A 15,923-nucleotide genomic window follows, 5' to 3' on the forward strand; every position below is an offset into this window, starting at 1 on the left:
CAAGAGAAACGAAAAGGAGCGTACGATGTTCAAAGGATCCATTCCTGCACTGGTGACGCCGTTTAAGAACGGCGAGCTGGATGTCGATACGCTCAAACGTCTGGTCGAGTGGCATATCGAAGAAGGCTCTGCGGGCCTCGTTCCCGTCGGCACCACCGGCGAAAGCCCGACACTCAGCCATGCCGAGCATGAAAAAGTGATCGAAATCGTGGTGGAAACCGCCGCCGGTCGCGTGCCGGTCATCGCAGGTGCCGGGTCGAACAACACCGCCGAGGGCATTCGCCTGATCAAACATGCGGCCAAAGTGGGGGCAGATGCGGCGCTGGTCGTGACGCCCTATTACAACAAGCCGACGCAAAAAGGCCTGATCGCACATTTCACCGCGATGCATGACGCCGCCGAATTGCCGATCGTGATCTACAACATCCCGGGCCGTTCGGTGATCGACATGACCACGGAGACCATGGCGCAGCTGTCGAAACTGCCGCGCATCGTGGGTGTCAAGGATGCCACCGGTGACCTGTCCCGCGTGCCGAAAACCCGCATGGCCTGTGGGCCGGAGTTCTGTCAGCTGTCGGGCGAAGATGCGACCGCGCTGGGGTTCAACGCGCATGGCGGTATCGGCTGTATCTCCGTGACGGCCAATGTCGCGCCGAAGCTCTGCGCCGAAATGCAGGCCGCCTGCGCGCTTGGCGATTACGCGAAAGCGCTGCGGATCACTGACAAACTGATGCCGCTGCACCTGGCGATCTTCTTGGAGCCGGGTGTCTGTGGTGCGAAATATGCGATGTCCTTGCTGGGGCTGTGCTCTGACGACGTGCGCCTGCCGCTGACGCCTTTGTCGGACGACACCAAGGCCGCGATCAAATCGGCGATGGAGCATGCTGGCCTGCTCTAAGGTTCGCACAGATCGGCTTTGAGAAAGGGCTCCGTTCGGGGCCCTTTTTTTTATCGTGAATGCCGACTTTCCAATTGGTTGCGCCGCACATGGCGCAGCACCTCCATCAAAAGCGCAGTCATCATCCCGATGTTCAAAAGCCCGTTCGTCGCGGCAAACCCGCCAAGCAAACGCCAGTTTTCCGGCAGCAACAAATCGCCAAACCCAAGCGTCGTGAAGGCCACAAGCGAGAAATACAAAGCCTCCTCGAAATGCGCGAAGAGGCCCAAGAGGCGAAAAGCGATGGCCCAGATCCAGACCCCCGCCGTGATCATCCACAAGACCGCAATCACCGCGCCAAAGAGCACCACCGCAAGCTTAGGCCGATGCGGTTCGCGGATCAGCCAGCCATGCGCGCGTTGCAGCGTCAGTTCCATGACCAGAAACCCCAAGGCCGCCACGAAGACCGACAGGAGGATCAGGGTTGAGCCGACAAAAATCTGGATGAACATAAGTGCCTCGAAGAGATTTCCGGATGTTTTGCCAGAATTCCAGACACGGGGCCAGTGGACAGATCGTCCACAAACACCTATCTGAGCACACATCATGGCCAAGAAAAAACAAACGCCCGAAGAAAAGAACTACAAGGTCATCGCCGAAAACCGGCGGGCTCGCTACGACTATGCCATCGAGGATGACATTGAATGCGGAGTTATGCTCACCGGTTCCGAGGTCAAATCGCTGCGCACCGGCCAATCGAACATCGCCGAAAGCTATGCGTCGGTCGACAATGGCGAGCTTTGGCTGACGAATTCGTACATCGCGCCCTATGAGCAGGCCATGTTCCCGCATGAGGAACGCCGCAAACGCAAGCTTTTGGTGTCACGCCGCGAGCTGTCGAAGCTTTGGCAGGCGACGGGTCGCGAGGGCATGACGCTTGTGCCTTTGGTGATGTATTTCAACCATAAAGGCCGGGTCAAAATCAAACTCGGCATCGCCAAGGGTAAGAAAACCGTCGACAAACGCCAGACGGAGGCCAAGCGCGATTGGGGCCGTCAGAAACAGCGCCTGCTGCGCCACGGCGGCTGAATTTTCACGTCCCCGCCCTCTCTCCGTTACTTTATTGCGCCGCAAGCCGGATGTGCGGCGGGCGATGCTTGCGCGCGCCTTGAGAGAGCGCTAAGGCAGAACCCGAAAGCTCAGCATAAGGTCTGATCATGCCCTATAGCGATCCCAAAACGCTCGTCTCGACCGACTGGCTGGCCGAGCACCTCAAAGCGCCGGAGCTTCGCCTCATCGACGCCAGTTGGTATATGCCGGCGGATGAGCGCGATTGTCTCGATGAGTATGAGCGCGAACACATTCCCGGTGCGCGGTTTGTCGATATCGACGAGGTGGCCGATCTGCGGTCTGACTTGCCGCATATGTTGCCGCCCGTCGAGAAATTCATGTCCCGGATGCGGGCGCTTGGCATTGGCGACGGGCATCAGGTGGTGGTCTATGACACCTCCGGCATGTTCTCCGCGCCGCGCGTGTGGTGGATGTTCAAATATTTCGGCCAGGACAATGTCGCCGTCCTCGATGGCGGCCTTCCGAAATGGAAGGCCGAGGGGCATCCCGTCACCGATCAGCCGCCGACCATTCGCGACCGCCACATGATCACCGAGATCCGCCCCGAATTGGTGCGCGACGTGACCCAGGTCGCGGCCTCCGCCAAGCTCGGGGATTACGTGATCATCGACGCGCGCTCGCGTGGGCGGTTCCGTGGCGAAGAGCCCGAACCCCGTCCGGGTCTCGCCTCCGGTCACATCCCGAATTCCCGCAATGTGCCGTTCCAAGAGGTGCTGAACCCCGACGGGACGATGAAATCCAACGACGAGCTGCGCGCCATTTTCGAGGCTGCGGGCGTCGATTTGAGCAAACCGGCCATCACCACCTGCGGGTCAGGGGCGAGTGCCGCAATCTTGGGCCTCGCGCTCACCCGTCTTGGCGTGCCGTTCTCGCTTTACGACGGATCCTGGGCGGAATGGGGCATGTATGGCGACCTGAAAGTCGCGACTGGAGACACGTAATGCTGAGCAATCTGAAAGCCCAACCGGCGGACAAAATCCTCGAACTCATGGCGCTGTATCAAAACGATCCGCGCGACACGAAGATCGACCTGGGCGTCGGCATCTACAAGAATGCCGAGGGTGAGACCCCGGTGATGCGTGCGATCAAAGCGGCGGAAAAGCAGCTTTGGGAGGTCGAGACCACCAAGAAATACACAGCACTTTCCGGCGATCCGGCCTTTGGCGCGGCGATCAAGACGCTGGTGCTGGGCGACAGCGTGGATCATTCTCGCGTTGGCGCGATTGCGACGCCGGGTGGCACGGGTGCTGTGCGTCAGGCGCTTGAGCTGGCCAAGCTGGTCGATCCCGAGACCACGATCTGGACCTCGAACCCGACCTGGCCGAACCACGTCTCGATCATCAAGTTTATGGGTCTGAACCACGCCGAGTATGCCTATTTCGACGAGGCCTCCTGTACCGTCGATTTCGACGCGATGATGGAGAGCCTGAAGGCGGTGAAAGCGGGCGATGTGGTCTTGCTGCATGGCTGCTGTCACAACCCGACGGGCGCGAACCTGACGCTGGAGCAATACGGTCTCGTCGCCGATCTGATCGCCGAGAAAGGCGCCACCGCGATGGTGGACATCGCCTATCAGGGCTTTGGCGACGGGCTTGAAGAAGACGCGGCGGCGACCCGTCTTTTGGCCTCCAAACTGCCGGAGCTTCTGATCGCGTCGTCGTGTTCGAAAAACTTCGGCATCTACCGTGAGCGCACCGGCTGCCTCATGGCGATCTCCGAGAAAGCCGAGCAGACGCCCGTGACTCAGGGCACGCTCAATTTCCTGAACCGTCAGAACTACTCCTTCCCGCCGGATCACGGCGCGCGTCTGGTGACGATGATCCTCACCGACGAGGCGCTGAAAGCCGACTGGATGGCAGAGCTGGAAGAGGTGCGTCTGGGCATGTTGGGGCTGCGTCAACAGCTTGCCGATGAGTTGAAACGCCTGACCAATTCGGATCGTTTCGATTTCATCGCGCGCCACCGCGGCATGTTCTCCCGCATCGGTGCGACGCCGGAAGAGGTTCTGAAAATCCGCGAAGATTTCGGTATCTACATGGTGGGCGACTCGCGGATGAACATCGCCGGGCTGAACGCAGAAACCGTGCCGCTTTTGGCCGAGGCCGTGGCGAAGACCTGCAAATAAGTTCTCATGAAAGTTACGGATCAAAAGCGCGCTTCGGCGCGCTTTTTTCGTGCTAGTTTGAAGATGTCGCATCCAACGATGGGCGCGTCACGAAAAGATGACTTTAAAACATATCTTATTCGCATATGTCTATGCACAGATAAACCTCCAGAGGAAACGCTATGAAAACCGAGACCGTAGATGGGCTGAGCTTTGAAACATGGACTGTGGATGAGGTGGAAAAAGCCTTTGACGCCAATGAGATCGCCCTGATCGACGTGCGCACCCCGCAAGAATATGCGTTCGAGCATATCCCCGGCGCGCTCCTGTTGCCGCTGTCTTTCTTCTCCGCCGAAAAACTGCCGTCGCAGGAGGGCAAGCGCATCGTGTTCCACTGCGGTTCGGGGGTGCGTTCTGGTAAAGTGGCCGCCGCCTGTGCCGCTGCGGGCATCAGCCCGGTGGCCCATATGGAAGGTGGCTTTGGCGCCTGGAAAACCGAAGGCAAGGCCTACACCGGCACCGATATGGCGACCGGTGCGCCGAAGACCGTACCCGCCTCCTAAATGACCTCAAAAGGGCGCCTCAGGGCGCCCTTTTCAACTCGGGAAGGCCTTCGCCATTTCCCGGTCAAACTCGGCCCAGCTCACCGTCGCCTTGTTCCCGGCATAGCCGTGGTAATGCGATTTGCCCGACGAGGTCGGCAGACCGGCCCAGATTTTGGCCAGATTGTTCATGAACTGATGCCGGGTGATCTGCCCCGCGCGCAGCTCGTAAATCCCCGCATCCGCCAGCAAGATATTGGCCAGCCGGTCCTGCACCGCCGGGGTGAAAATCACCTCCGGCCCCAGATCAAGCTCCATCACCAGACGCCCCAAAGTCGAGGGGATGAATTGATAGTAACCGATGGCATGGGGCTGGCCCGGCGTGTCCTCGATCCATTTGAAAATCTCGCCCAGCGACATCTGCGACGGTTTCTTGCCGGGCTTGCGCTTGGCCCCATGTTGCACGGCGTCATAGCCATCGCGCGGACTTTCGGCGCGTCCGATCATGGCGCGGATCAGGGCAATATCGGCGGGCGCGCGAGACAGTCGCCGAATTTTGGCGCGGGCTTCGGGACGCGGCGCTAAGGGTTCGAAAAAACTGCCCTCGGCACGTCCGGCAAAGAGGCTTGGCCCCATGGCCGTGGCGCCACCAAGGGACGCATTGACCAAAGGCTGAGGTGCCGTTGCGATCAGGGGCTGACGTTCCAAATCCCAACCCTGCCCACTGGGCCGCAAAAGCGACAGGGGCTCAGCCGCCAGCACATATGGCCAGAGCAACAGCATAAAAAGAAGACCGCACTTCTTGCGCAACATCGAGACCTCGGGGGTTCTGAAACTCGAGATCAGGCATAGGGCGTTATGGTTGAGAAATGGTTTCCGACAGAGAAAAGCCCGGGCGATTGCGCGCCCGGGCTCAAGATGTTCAGACTGAGGAAGGGATCAGCCTTTGTAGAATTCCGGGTAGGCTTCCATGCCCAGCTCGGCTTTGTCGAGGCCCATCATCTCTTCTTCTTCGGAGACGCGGATGCCCATGATCGCCTTCAGGATGAACCACACGATGGCGGAGACAACGAAGGTGAACACACCGACCACAGCGATACCGTAGAGCTGAGCGCCGATGGTGGCGTCGGAGTTGGTGAAGACGACAGCGATGGTGCCCCAGATGCCGCAGATAAGGTGGACCGGGATCGCACCGACAACGTCATCGATTTTCAGCTTGTCGAGGAACGGCACAGCGAAGACCACGATCACGCCGCCGACCATACCGATCAGGGTGGCTGCACCCAGGGTCGGGGTGAGCGGTTCTGCGGTGATGGACACGAGGCCAGCCAGAGCGCCGTTGAGCACCATGGTCAGATCGACTTTGCCGTAGACCAGCTGGGTCACGATCAGAGCGGCGATCGCACCACCGGCAGCTGCGGTGTTGGTGTTGGCGAAGATACGGGACACGTCAGCCACGTCACCCACGGAGCCCATAGCGAGCTGGGAACCGCCGTTGAAGCCGAACCAACCGAGCCACAGGATGAACGTACCCAGAGTGGCGAGCGTCAGGTTGGAGCCCGGGAAAGCGGTGACTTTGCCGTCTTTGTATTTGCCGATACGCGGGCCGAGGATGAGAGCGCCAGCCAGAGCAGCCCAGCCACCCACGGAGTGCACAACGGTGGAACCGGCGAAGTCGAGGAACCCAGCTTCGTCGAGGAAACCGCCGCCCCATTTCCAGGAGGCAGAAATCGGGTAGATGATGGAGGTCAGGATGATCGTGAAGATCAGGAACGGCCACAGTTTGATGCGCTCAGCAAGCGTACCGGACACGATGGAGGCGGTCGCACCACAGAACATCAGCTGGAAGAAGAAGTCGGAGCCGGTGGAGGCGTAGGAATAGTCGTCCACAGCATCGGCGGTCACACCAACGGCTTCAAGCACGCCCGGGCCGAAGACGCCGGAGAGGATGCCATCAACCGACCAGGTGCCCAGCGGGTACATCAGGTTATAGCCGATCAGGTAGTAGAAGATCGAGGCGAGGCCAAAGAGGGCCACGTTTTTGGTGAGCTGCATCGCCACGTTCTTGGAGCGCACGAGGCCCGCTTCGAGCATGGCAAAACCAGCGGCCATGAAGAACACGAGGAAGCCGCCCACGAGGAACAGCACGGTGTTCATGATAAAGACGACATCGGTCGGCACGGCGGCAGCAACGGCTTCTTCAGCGTCCTGCGCAAAGGCCATAAGCGGCATCGCGGTCGCGAGCGCAGTGGCCGGAATGAGCTTGGTGAGTTTCATAGGTTTCAGTCCCTTTCGTCTCGGGTATGCGCGATTAGATCGCGTCGTCGTTGGTCTCGCCGGTACGGACGCGCGTCGCGCCTTCCACGTCGAGGACAAAAATCTTGCCGTCGCCGATCTTGTCGGTCTTGGCGGTGGTTGCGATGGTTTCGACAACTTGCTCTGCCATGGCATCGGCCACGACGATCTCAAGTTTCACCTTCGGCACGAAATTCACGGCGTATTCCGCACCGCGGTAGATCTCGGTGTGACCGGACTGAGAGCCAAAGCCCTTGATCTCCGTCACCATCATGCCCCGAACGCCGATCCCGGTCAGCGCTTCGCGGACTTCTTCAAGCTTGAACGGCTTGATTGCAGCAATAATGAGTTTCACGTTTTTCCCCTTCCGTTTGAGCGGGTGGCGCCACTGCTGGTGCGACCACGGCTCAGCAAAACGACGTTAAGAGTTCCTTCACAAGCGATGGGACTGCCTGTCGTGAGTCATTTTCAAGCACTTGCGCCTAAAAATTATACATTTTGTGCACATAGGTCAAAAAATAAGCATAAAATAAAGAGGTGAGCGCGACTCGTTTCCCCTCAACATTCGCGCCACGACTGATTAGAGTTCTCGGCAATCAAAACCTGGCAAAAATCGAGCAAAACATGACAGGATCCAACGGCGGAAAGCGGAAACTGGTCGCAGATCGGCGCTATCCCAACGGCACGAAAGCCAAGAAAAAGCCGGAAAAAAAGGCGAAAAAGCCTCTGTTCCGCAAAAAAACCTCTGCGCGCAAACCCAAGCGGGCTTCGGCCCGCAAGCGGTCGTCGAATCCGATTGTGCGTCTTCTGGGCGGGACGATGCGTTGGGTCGGTCGGTTGATCTGGCTGGCGTTCTCACGCGGCGCACTGGCCTTTGCCGTCGTTTTGGGCATTGCCGTTTTTTACATCTATTCCACGCTGCCGCCTTACTCGGCGCTTCTCGATGGGCGTGCGCGGGGATCGGTCACGCTTTTGGATCGCAACAGCTCTGTGTTTGCCTGGCGTGGCGAACAATTCGGCGGCCAGATCACGGCGGACACCGTGTCGCCCTATCTGAAAGAGGCAATTGTTGCGACCGAGGACAAACGCTTCTACCGCCACTTCGGCGTCTCACCGCGCGGTGTGGCCTCTGCGGTCAAGATCAACCTCTCCGAAGGCCGCGGCCCCCTGTCGGGCCACGGCGGCTCGACCCTGACACAGCAGACCGCAAAGCTTTTGTGCCTTGGCGTGCCCTATGATCCGGAAAAGTGGAAGAACCAGACGGAATATGAGGCCGATTGCCGCGAAGGCTCGATCGCGCGCAAAGCCAAAGAGGCCGTCTACGCCATGGCGATGGAGGCCCGCTATTCCAAGGATGAGATTCTCTCGATCTATATGAACCGGGCCTATCTCGGCGCCGGCGCGAATGGCTTTGAAGCTGCCGCGCAGCGCTATTTCGGCAAATCCGCCGCCGAAGTGAATATCGCTGAGGCAGCCATGCTCGCCGGTCTTTTGACCGCACCGACACGCTATGCGCCGACGAACAACCTTGAACGCTCACAAGAGCGCGCAGGCATCGTTTTGCTGCTGATGAACCAACAGGGCTACATCTCCGACGAGGAGCGCGCCTATGCCAAGGCCCATCCCGCCGAGCTGTCGGAAACCGCAGAGAAACGCGCGGGCGGATATTTCGCAGATTGGGTGATGGGCGCTGGCCCGGATTTCCTGACCCGCGACACGACCGAAGACGTGGTGATCGAAACCACCTTTGACCAACGCATCCAAAGTGCCGCTGAAGACGCGCTGACCTGGATTTTCGAGAATAAGGTGCGTGAGGGGTCTGAGGCACAGGCCGCCATCGTCGTGATGTCCGCCGACGGCGCTGTCCGTGCGATGGTGGGCGGGCGCAAGCTCAAGGTCTCGGGCGCCTTCAACCGCGCGACACAGGCGAAACGCCAGCCGGGGTCGTCGTTCAAACCCTTCGTCTATGCGACCGCTCTGGACATGGGCTGGTCCTATGACGATCCCATTATGGACGAGCCGATCACGCTGGACATCCCCGGCTCCGGCCCGTGGTCGCCGCAGAACTATGATCGCAAATTCCACGGCCTCGTGACCGTCACAGATGCATTGAAGCACAGCTACAACATCCCGGCGGTCGAGCTGGCGATGGATGCGGGGCTTGAGAATGTGCGCACCGTGGCCTCGATGTTCGGGATCGAGAGCGATTTGGCGCAAGGGCCCGCGCTGGCGCTGGGTGTCTCGGAAACCACGCTTTTGGAGATGACCGGCGCCTATGCGGGCATTCTCAATGGCGGCTCCTCCGTGACGCCGTACGGGTTGAAATCCCTGCGTCTCAAAGGCGACAACACAGCCCTGATGGGCCAGGAAGGCGGGCTTGGTGAACGTGTCATCACGCCGGACAGCGCGCAGCAGCTCATCTATATGATGTATAACGCGGTCCAAGGCGGCACCGGCGCGCGGGCGCAAATCCCGGGCGTCGAGGTTGCGGGCAAGACCGGCACGACGCAGGCCGCGCGCGATGCCTGGTTCATGGGCTTCACCGCAGATTACGTTGCGGGCGTCTGGATGGGCTACGATGACAACTCGCCTTTGACCGGCGTGACGGGTGGCGGTCTTCCGGCGGAGATTTGGCAACGGACCATGGCGCAGGTGCAAGAGGGCATGGAGCCGAAACCGCTGCCGATGATCCGCCCCGCGAGCCCGCCGACAGTGCAGCGCGCCCAGCCCTCGGGCAACGGTCAGCGCGGCAATGACAAGGCCGACAATGTGTTGCTCGACCTGTTGGGGGCGATTTTCGGCAATGGCAACTGAGAGCAGGACGATGGACAGGTCTGATTGCGACGTGTCCATCGCCCCGGTCAGCCAGGCGACGGCGGCGCGGTTCACAGATCTCTATTTCCGCCGTCCCTTTCTGATTTTCATCCGCAGCGGATCGAAGGTCGTCACATGCCCGGTGCGTGGCGAGATCGAGGGGCGCGAAGGAGATGTGATGATCTTTCCGCCCGGCGTCGTTTTGACAATGGAAAACCGCCCCCTCGCGGATCGGCACTATCAGGCGGAGGGGGTGAATTTCTCCGACGACCTGATCGAAGAGGTCTTCACGCAGACCCCGGTGCTGCACCGCAAGGCGGGCATTCAGATCCTGCGCGCGACCTCGCATCAGCCGCAGGCCGTGCTGAGTCTTTTGAAAGAAACGCTCGCAACCACCAACCTGCCGCCGGAAATCCGCAGACATCGCCTGTTGGAGCCGCTCATTTGGTTGAAACACCAAGGCGTCGTGCTGCCGCTTTTGGGGGAAGACACGCCGCAAGCGCGGGTGCGCGAGCTGATCGAACGCGATCTGAGCCACGACTGGCGCGCACCCGAGGTGGCGCGTGATCTTGGCATGTCGGAGGCGACGCTGCGCCGTTGGCTGGCCAAATCCGGGCATGGGTTTTCCGGCATCCTGCTGAACACCCGGCTGGAACGTGGGTTGGGGTTGCTTCAGACCACTGGCCAGCCGATCTCCGAGATCGCGCTCGAGTGCGGTTTCAAAACGCCCTCGCATTTCTCGGACGCTTTCAAGAAACGCTTTGGCATCCCGCCGAAATCCATCCGAATGATCGAAGCTTGATCGTTTGCCGATAGTTTTTGCCCGCCCCTCGAAAGCGCGCCTCTTCTCCAGTGACTAAAGTCATCCCATCACTGATTTGAAAAGGATGACACATGTCTTTCACCCTCCCCATCACGCACTTTGGCGCAACCGCCCTCTCCGCCTTCATCCTGAGCGTCGCCCTCTCTGGCGCCCTCGCCGCCGAAGGCTTTCAACTGACCAGCCAAAGCATGGCCGAGGGGATGCAGTTGAGCGCCGAACAGGTCTTCGAGGGCTTCGGCTGCACCGGCGGCAATCGCTCTCCCGATCTTGCCTGGTCCGGCCTGCCGGAGGGCACCGAAAGTCTGGCGCTCACCGCTTATGACCCGGATGCGCCGACCGGCTCGGGATGGTGGCATTGGGGTGTCGTGAACATTCCGGTGGACGTGACCGAGGTGTCGGCCGGCGCGAGCGGCACGGACGCGATGCCCGAAGGCGCTATGGAACTGCGCAATGATTATGGCAGCCTGGGCTTTGGTGGCGCCTGCCCGCCGCCGGGAGAGGTGCATCGCTACATCTTCACCCTGCACGCGCTGTCGGCAAAGCTCGATCTGCCGGACGGTGCGACCAACGCCATTGCCGGGTACATGATCAACAGCCAGACCATCGCGACCGCGAAATTGACAGCGGTCTACACCCGTTAAGCACGAAAAAGGGCTGCGGCACGATCCGCAGCCCTATTCTCACTCAGAGCTTCGAAACGCTTAGCGCAGCGCCGCCGTCAGCGCGTCGATATTGCCACCGGCCCTGTCGAGCATCGTACCGATCTCGGCGCGCTCGGATTTCAAAAGCGAAATCCCTTCGATCTGCAGGTCGATAAATTTGCCTGCACGATCATGCACGATGAAGGAGATCGCAAACGGCGGCTCGCCGCGCAGGATCGCGGTGCAGCGCACGTCATAGACAGAGTTGATCTGCTGCGTGCTGTTGACCTGAACCTTGCCACCGATGAATTCGCGGAAGCGCGAGCCGTATTTGCGGGCGATATAGGTCTGGAACGCTTTGGTGAAAGCGTTGAGTTGCCCAGCGGAGGCCGAGCGCGCAGGCGGGCCAAGCACGGAGCGCGCGATGTTCGGCATATCGGCATAGCGCACCAGCACGCGCTCGAAATCCACATACATGGCGGCTTCGGATTTGCCCGAATTGATGATGGCGTTGATGTCATCCACGGCCTTGCCGATCAGCGCCTCCGCCTGAGCCGACGAAAAGGCCAGCGCGGCCTGCGGCAGGATCAGAGAGGCGCCCAGAGCGGCAAGAACCGACCGGCGCGAGAAAGCGAAATCACTCATAGAAGTCCTCGTAAATATCATAGGGGGCTGCGCCCTGATCCGCGGCCTGACCGCCACCGGTGACAATCGGCGTTCCCAATTCAAAGCGACGGTTGTCGAGATAGGTCAAACGCATCTGGGCGTAGCTGTCGGCACTGTCGTAAATCACAGATTCATAGAGATCGGAGTAACGATATCGTGTGTCGGCAAGGTCGGCGACTTTCAGCCCGGTCTTGTAGCTTTTCTCCGGGCTGCCCAAGAGGTTGCCGACGGGATCGAGGGCAATATCGACCAGAAGCCCGAGGGAATCGCGCTCCGTCGAAGGGCCATAAAGCGGCAAGACGACATAGGCACCTTCGCCCACGCCCCAGGTGTGAAGCGTCTCGCCAAAGTCGGAGTCGCGCTCTTCGAGCCCCATCTCGGTCGCCGGATCGAAAAGCCCGCCAATCCCGACCGTGGCGTTCACCGCAAAACGCGCCGTGTTGTGCAACGCATCGCCAAAGCGCAGTTGCAACACGTCATTCACGACGGTGCCCGGAATGCCCAGCGTGTCGGAGACATTGGAAAAGCCTTTGCGCAGGGGATCTGGCACCACCGTGCCATAGGCCGTCGACACCGGTTTGATCACCGCCTTGTCGAGCGCGATGTTGGTGTCATGCCAGCCGCGGTTCACCTCCTCGTAAGGATCGGCAATCCCGTCCGGCCCCGGCGTGGCGCACCCCGACAAAACAACAAGCCCCGAAACAGCGGCAAGGGCGGGCAGACCCCGCACGGAGAAAGATGGAAACATGGCAGCAAACCTTCGGGCTAAGGCATCAAGGCAAATCGGGCAGGACCAGGTGACAGGCGTCATCTCCATGGCTATACCGCGAGATAGTATTCCTGAAACGGAAGCCCAATATTAACACACACTCTGATATTTATCCTGTGACATTGTTTCAACAGATCGCTTCTGGCCCACACCGGGTGCGACAGGCATCCCTGCCATATCAGACACGACCGAGTTAAGACACCGACATGACACAGGAAGACATCCGCCTCGGCCAAAGAGAGCTATCCAGCGCCCGAAAAGAGTCGCGTGGCCTGTTTTGGGCATCGGGTATATTTTCCATTTGCATCAATATGTTGATGCTCACCGGACCATTGTTCATGCTTCAGGTCTACGACCGCGTGCTGGGGTCTGGTTCGGTGGCGACTTTGGTCGCGCTCTTCTCTATCGTCGCGTTTCTCTATCTGATGATGGGGCTTTTGGACGGCACGCGTGCGCACATCCTGTCGCGCATTGCCGCACGGTTTCAAAGCCGTCTCGAGACCCGCGTGTTTCACGCCACCATGGCGCAGGCCGCCCGCAATCCCCGCGAAAGCCGCACGATCCGCGGCATGGACAATCTCACTGCGATTCGGCGATTCTTCGGCTCTCCGGCGCTGGCCGCGCTTTTCGACCTGCCCTTCACGCCGCTTTTCCTGTTTGGCATCGCCCTGTTTCACCCCTATCTCGGTCTTCTGGCCGTCGGGGGCGGCGCCATCCTCGTGGGCGTTGCGCTGTTGCATCGTTCTGCTGCGAAACCGATGCAAGACGCCGTGATCCGTGCCGAGAGCGGGGCCGCCCAAACCGCCAGCCGGATGACCACCGCCGCCGAAGCACTCGCGGCTTTGGGCATGAAAGAGGCCGCCTATCGTCGCTGGCTGAAAGCGCGCGAGACCGCCCTGGAGACATCCGTGGCCAGCGAGGACACCACCCATAGGTTCACCGCCGCCTCTCGCGCCCTGCGGCTGTTTTTGCAATCGGCGATGCTGGCGCTCGGGGCCTGGCTGGTGTTGGAGCGTCAGGTCAGCCCGGGCGCGATGATCGCGAGCTCCATCCTGCTTGGGCGCGCGCTTCAGCCCGTCGATCTTTTGATCGGTCAATGGAACCTGTTCCAGCATGCCCAACGTGGCTGGGGCGATCTGGCCGAATTGCTGGGCAAAAACCCGGCCGATGTCACCCGCACCGAATTGCCAAGACCGAAAGCCGCTTTGACCGTGCAACAGGTTTCTGTTGTGCCCCCGGGTCAACAACAAGCCTCTTTGCGGATGATCAGTTTCGATCTGTCGCCCGGCGAAGCCTTGGGTGTGATCGGACCCTCTGGGGCCGGAAAATCCACACTTGCCCGCGCCCTCACCGGCGTTTGGCCGCCGTCCAGTGGCGCGATCCGGCTGGATGGTGCGAAACTGGAGCATTACGCTGGCGAAGCCCTTGGCAGCTACATCGGCTACCTGCCGCAACAGGTGCAGCTTTTCGACGGCACCATCGCCGAAAACATTGCCAAGCTGGCGCTCACCCCCGATGCGGAGGCCGTGATCTCTGCCGCGAAAAAGGCGGATGCGCATGATCTGATCCTGTCCCTGCCCGACGGCTATGACACGCCGGTCGCCTCCGCGGGCGGGTTGTTGTCCGGCGGGCAATTGCAAAGGATCGGGCTGGCGCGGGCGTTTTACGGCAATCCGGTGATCGTCATTCTCGATGAACCGAACTCTAATCTGGACAACGCGGGCTCCATCGCCCTGAACGCCGCGATCCGACGTCACAAGGACGAAGGTGGCGCGGTGTTGATCATGGCGCATCGGCCTTCTGCAATTCAGGAATGCGAAAAGCTCTTGGTTCTGGACGGCGGGCTGCGGCGCGCCTTTGGACCCCGCGATCAGGTGCTGGGCGAGATGGTCAAGAACTCCAAGGAGATCCTGCGCAAGGACGCGGGTCAGGGGGGCATCCAATGACTGCACATTCCCAAGATCCCAAATGGTCTGCACGCCGGGCGATCTGGTTTGGACTGATCTGCATGGCGCTGTTGTTCGGCGGCTTTGGCGGCTGGGCCATATTCGCAAGCATCGACGGCGCGGTGGTGGCCACCGGTCAGCTCCAGGTCGAACAGAACCGCCAGGCCGTCGCCCATCGCGATGGCGGCGAAGTGGCCGCCGTACATGTCAGCGAAGGCGAGATGGTCGAAAAAGGCGCCCTGTTGATCGAGTTGTCGTCGGAGGATTACCTCAACGAAATCTCGCTTCAGGAAACCCAGCTTTTCGAACTTCTGGCCCGTGCGGCGCGGCTTGAGGCCGAACGCGACGGCGCGACGACGATCATGTTGCCGCAAGAGTTGATCAGCCGCATGGCCGAAGACCCTCAGGTCGCACGGTCCGTGGCCGGTCAAAAAGACCTATTCCAAGCGCGTCAGGACACGGCCAGAGCCGAGATCGAACAGCTCAACAAACAGCGCAGCCAGATCGAAGTTCAGATCGAGGGCCTCGCGGCACAAAAGGCGGCGCTCTCCGAGCAATTGTCACTGATCGAAGAGGATCTTGCCGCGCAAACCGAATTGCTCGAACGTGGTTTGACCCAGCAAAGCCGCGTCATAGGTATCCGCCGCGACGCCGTGCAATATGCCGCCGAAATCGGTCGGCTGGAGACCTCCGAAGCACAAGCTCAGGTGCAAATCACAGAGATCGAGCTGAACATCCTCAAGGCCAGCAGCGATCGCCGCGAATCTGCCATCACAGAGCTGCGCGACATTCAAGCCAGCGTCAGCCGTCTGCGCGAACAGATTTCGGGCCTGCGGGCGCGTCTGGCCCGGCTCGACATTCGCGCGCCTGTGGCGGGCGTGGTCTATGGCCTCTCCGTCTTTGGCCCCGGTGCGGTGATCCCGCCCGCACAGCCCGCGCTCTACATCGTGCCTCAGGATCGCCCGCTCATCATCATGGCAAGGGTCAGCCCGACACATGTCGATCAGGTCTACCCCGGCCAACCCGTGCGCCTGCGGTTCACGACCTTTGACCGGCGCACCACGCCCGAACTTGAGGGTCAGGTGATGCGCGTCTCGGCCGATGCCTTTGTCGACGAGGCGAGCGGCGCGAGTTATTATCGCGCCGACATTCACCTTCCCGAAGCCCAGCGTGCACGTCTGCCCGAGGGGACCGTTCTCATTCCCGGCATGCCGGTCGAAGCCTATATGTCCACGGGCGAACGCTCGCCCTTGGCCTATTTGACAAAACCCCTTACGGATTATTTCACACGCGCCTTCCGCGAGAAATAACGCCC

At 60.4% G+C, this 15,923-nt stretch carries 16 protein-coding genes; 10 read left to right on the forward strand and 6 right to left on the reverse strand.

Features of this window, described 5'->3' with window-relative positions; translation table 11 throughout:
• Nucleotides 1-25: 25 nt before the first annotated feature.
• Nucleotides 26-898 carry a 4-hydroxy-tetrahydrodipicolinate synthase gene (gene dapA, locus HCZ23_RS06485; RefSeq protein WP_167600914.1) on the forward strand — a complete coding sequence of 291 codons (873 nt, stop codon included), beginning with the start codon at nt 26-28 and terminating at the stop codon, nt 896-898.
• Nucleotides 899-948: 50 nt separating this feature from the next.
• On the opposite strand, the gene HCZ23_RS06490 is transcribed toward dapA, so the two are convergent.
• A complete protein-coding gene (locus HCZ23_RS06490; protein WP_167600915.1) occupies nt 949-1,389 on the reverse strand; it encodes an ion channel in 441 nt (146 codons plus the stop codon).
• Between the two features lie 94 nt (nt 1,390-1,483).
• Here HCZ23_RS06490 and smpB point away from each other — a divergent pair, with 94 nt between their 5' ends.
• The 4 genes from smpB to HCZ23_RS06510 all read left to right on the forward strand — a co-directional run bounded on the left by smpB (nt 1,484) and on the right by HCZ23_RS06510 (nt 4,675).
• Nucleotides 1,484-1,966, forward strand: a complete 483-nt coding sequence (gene smpB / locus HCZ23_RS06495) for an SsrA-binding protein SmpB (RefSeq protein WP_167600916.1) — start codon at nt 1,484-1,486, stop codon at nt 1,964-1,966.
• A gap of 128 nt (nt 1,967-2,094) precedes the next feature.
• Nucleotides 2,095-2,949 carry a 3-mercaptopyruvate sulfurtransferase gene (sseA, locus tag HCZ23_RS06500; RefSeq protein WP_167600917.1) on the forward strand — a complete coding sequence of 285 codons (855 nt, stop codon included), beginning with the start codon at nt 2,095-2,097 and terminating at the stop codon, nt 2,947-2,949.
• Nucleotides 2,949-4,133, forward strand: coding sequence for an amino acid aminotransferase (locus HCZ23_RS06505; RefSeq protein WP_167600918.1), 1,185 nt, complete (start codon nt 2,949-2,951; stop codon nt 4,131-4,133). Before sseA ends, HCZ23_RS06505 begins: the two co-directional genes overlap by 1 nt.
• A 161-nt stretch (nt 4,134-4,294) precedes the next feature.
• Entirely contained in the window at nt 4,295-4,675 is a 381-nt protein-coding gene (locus HCZ23_RS06510) for a rhodanese-like domain-containing protein (RefSeq protein WP_167600919.1), read from the forward strand.
• Between the two features lie 33 nt (nt 4,676-4,708).
• Here the strand turns inward: HCZ23_RS06510 and HCZ23_RS06515 are convergent, their stop codons facing one another.
• The 3 genes from HCZ23_RS06515 to HCZ23_RS06525 all read right to left on the reverse strand — a co-directional run bounded on the left by HCZ23_RS06515 (nt 4,709) and on the right by HCZ23_RS06525 (nt 7,304).
• Entirely contained in the window at nt 4,709-5,437 is a 729-nt protein-coding gene (locus HCZ23_RS06515; protein WP_254869977.1) for a hypothetical protein, read from the reverse strand.
• Between the two features lie 156 nt (nt 5,438-5,593).
• Nucleotides 5,594-6,886 (reverse strand): ammonium transporter, encoded by a 1,293-nt coding sequence (locus tag HCZ23_RS06520; RefSeq protein WP_254870028.1) that lies wholly within the window; start codon nt 6,884-6,886, stop codon nt 5,594-5,596.
• A 79-nt stretch (nt 6,887-6,965) separates the two neighbouring features.
• Nucleotides 6,966-7,304, reverse strand: a complete 339-nt coding sequence (locus HCZ23_RS06525; RefSeq protein WP_066604500.1) for a P-II family nitrogen regulator — start codon at nt 7,302-7,304, stop codon at nt 6,966-6,968.
• A 269-nt stretch (nt 7,305-7,573) separates the two neighbouring features.
• On the opposite strand from HCZ23_RS06525, the gene HCZ23_RS06530 reads away from it, so the two are divergent.
• The 3 genes from HCZ23_RS06530 (at nt 7,574) to HCZ23_RS06540 (ending at nt 11,227) form a co-directional block, all read left to right on the forward strand.
• Nucleotides 7,574-9,763 (forward strand): transglycosylase domain-containing protein, encoded by a 2,190-nt coding sequence (locus HCZ23_RS06530; protein WP_167600922.1) that lies wholly within the window; start codon nt 7,574-7,576, stop codon nt 9,761-9,763.
• A 10-nt stretch (nt 9,764-9,773) separates the two neighbouring features.
• The gene (locus HCZ23_RS06535; RefSeq protein ID WP_167600923.1) at nt 9,774-10,565 is read left to right on the forward strand and encodes an AraC family transcriptional regulator; all 792 of its coding nucleotides are present in this window, start codon (nt 9,774-9,776) and stop codon (nt 10,563-10,565) included.
• Between the two features lie 92 nt (nt 10,566-10,657).
• Nucleotides 10,658-11,227, forward strand: coding sequence for a YbhB/YbcL family Raf kinase inhibitor-like protein (locus HCZ23_RS06540; RefSeq protein ID WP_167600924.1), 570 nt, complete (start codon nt 10,658-10,660; stop codon nt 11,225-11,227).
• A gap of 60 nt (nt 11,228-11,287) precedes the next feature.
• On the opposite strand, the gene HCZ23_RS06545 is transcribed toward HCZ23_RS06540, so the two are convergent.
• Nucleotides 11,288-11,872, reverse strand: a complete 585-nt coding sequence (locus HCZ23_RS06545) for a phospholipid-binding protein MlaC (protein WP_167600925.1) — start codon at nt 11,870-11,872, stop codon at nt 11,288-11,290.
• Nucleotides 11,865-12,641 carry a VacJ family lipoprotein gene (locus HCZ23_RS06550; RefSeq protein WP_167600926.1) on the reverse strand — a complete coding sequence of 259 codons (777 nt, stop codon included), beginning with the start codon at nt 12,639-12,641 and terminating at the stop codon, nt 11,865-11,867. Before HCZ23_RS06550 ends, HCZ23_RS06545 begins: the two co-directional genes overlap by 8 nt.
• A 227-nt stretch (nt 12,642-12,868) precedes the next feature.
• Between HCZ23_RS06550 and HCZ23_RS06555 the strand changes: the two genes are divergently transcribed.
• On the forward strand, nt 12,869-14,608 hold the full coding sequence (locus tag HCZ23_RS06555) for a type I secretion system permease/ATPase (protein ID WP_167600927.1): 1,740 nt from the start codon (nt 12,869-12,871) through the stop codon (nt 14,606-14,608).
• Nucleotides 14,605-15,918 (forward strand): HlyD family type I secretion periplasmic adaptor subunit, encoded by a 1,314-nt coding sequence (locus HCZ23_RS06560; RefSeq protein WP_167600928.1) that lies wholly within the window; start codon nt 14,605-14,607, stop codon nt 15,916-15,918. Before HCZ23_RS06555 ends, HCZ23_RS06560 begins: the two co-directional genes overlap by 4 nt.
• Nucleotides 15,919-15,923 lie beyond the last annotated feature (5 nt).

Source organism: Celeribacter sp. HF31 (assembly GCF_011806455.1).
In the GTDB taxonomy this organism is placed as follows: Bacteria; Pseudomonadota; Alphaproteobacteria; order Rhodobacterales; family Rhodobacteraceae; genus Celeribacter.

Excerpts from the sequence above, each read along its gene's own strand:
- HCZ23_RS06540 (WP_167600924.1), top strand. The coding sequence starts at position 10,658 with ATGTCTTTCACCCTCCCCATCACGCACTTTGGCGCAACCGCCCTCTCC.
- HCZ23_RS06490 (WP_167600915.1), bottom strand. The coding sequence starts at position 1,389 with ATGTTCATCCAGATTTTTGTCGGCTCAACCCTGATCCTCCTGTCGGTC.
- HCZ23_RS06545 (WP_167600925.1), bottom strand. The coding sequence starts at position 11,872 with ATGAGTGATTTCGCTTTCTCGCGCCGGTCGGTTCTTGCCGCTCTGGGC.
- sseA (WP_167600917.1), top strand. The coding sequence starts at position 2,095 with ATGCCCTATAGCGATCCCAAAACGCTCGTCTCGACCGACTGGCTGGCC.
- HCZ23_RS06535 (WP_167600923.1), top strand. The coding sequence starts at position 9,774 with ATGGACAGGTCTGATTGCGACGTGTCCATCGCCCCGGTCAGCCAGGCG.
- HCZ23_RS06515 (WP_254869977.1), bottom strand. The coding sequence starts at position 5,437 with ATGCTGTTGCTCTGGCCATATGTGCTGGCGGCTGAGCCCCTGTCGCTT.
- HCZ23_RS06510 (WP_167600919.1), top strand. The coding sequence starts at position 4,295 with ATGAAAACCGAGACCGTAGATGGGCTGAGCTTTGAAACATGGACTGTG.
- HCZ23_RS06520 (WP_254870028.1), bottom strand. The coding sequence starts at position 6,886 with ATGCCGCTTATGGCCTTTGCGCAGGACGCTGAAGAAGCCGTTGCTGCC.
- smpB (WP_167600916.1), top strand. The coding sequence starts at position 1,484 with ATGGCCAAGAAAAAACAAACGCCCGAAGAAAAGAACTACAAGGTCATC.
- dapA (WP_167600914.1), top strand. The coding sequence starts at position 26 with ATGTTCAAAGGATCCATTCCTGCACTGGTGACGCCGTTTAAGAACGGC.
- HCZ23_RS06505 (WP_167600918.1), top strand. The coding sequence starts at position 2,949 with ATGCTGAGCAATCTGAAAGCCCAACCGGCGGACAAAATCCTCGAACTC.
- HCZ23_RS06560 (WP_167600928.1), top strand. The coding sequence starts at position 14,605 with ATGACTGCACATTCCCAAGATCCCAAATGGTCTGCACGCCGGGCGATC.
- HCZ23_RS06555 (WP_167600927.1), top strand. The coding sequence starts at position 12,869 with ATGACACAGGAAGACATCCGCCTCGGCCAAAGAGAGCTATCCAGCGCC.
- HCZ23_RS06530 (WP_167600922.1), top strand. The coding sequence starts at position 7,574 with ATGACAGGATCCAACGGCGGAAAGCGGAAACTGGTCGCAGATCGGCGC.
- HCZ23_RS06550 (WP_167600926.1), bottom strand. The coding sequence starts at position 12,641 with ATGTTTCCATCTTTCTCCGTGCGGGGTCTGCCCGCCCTTGCCGCTGTT.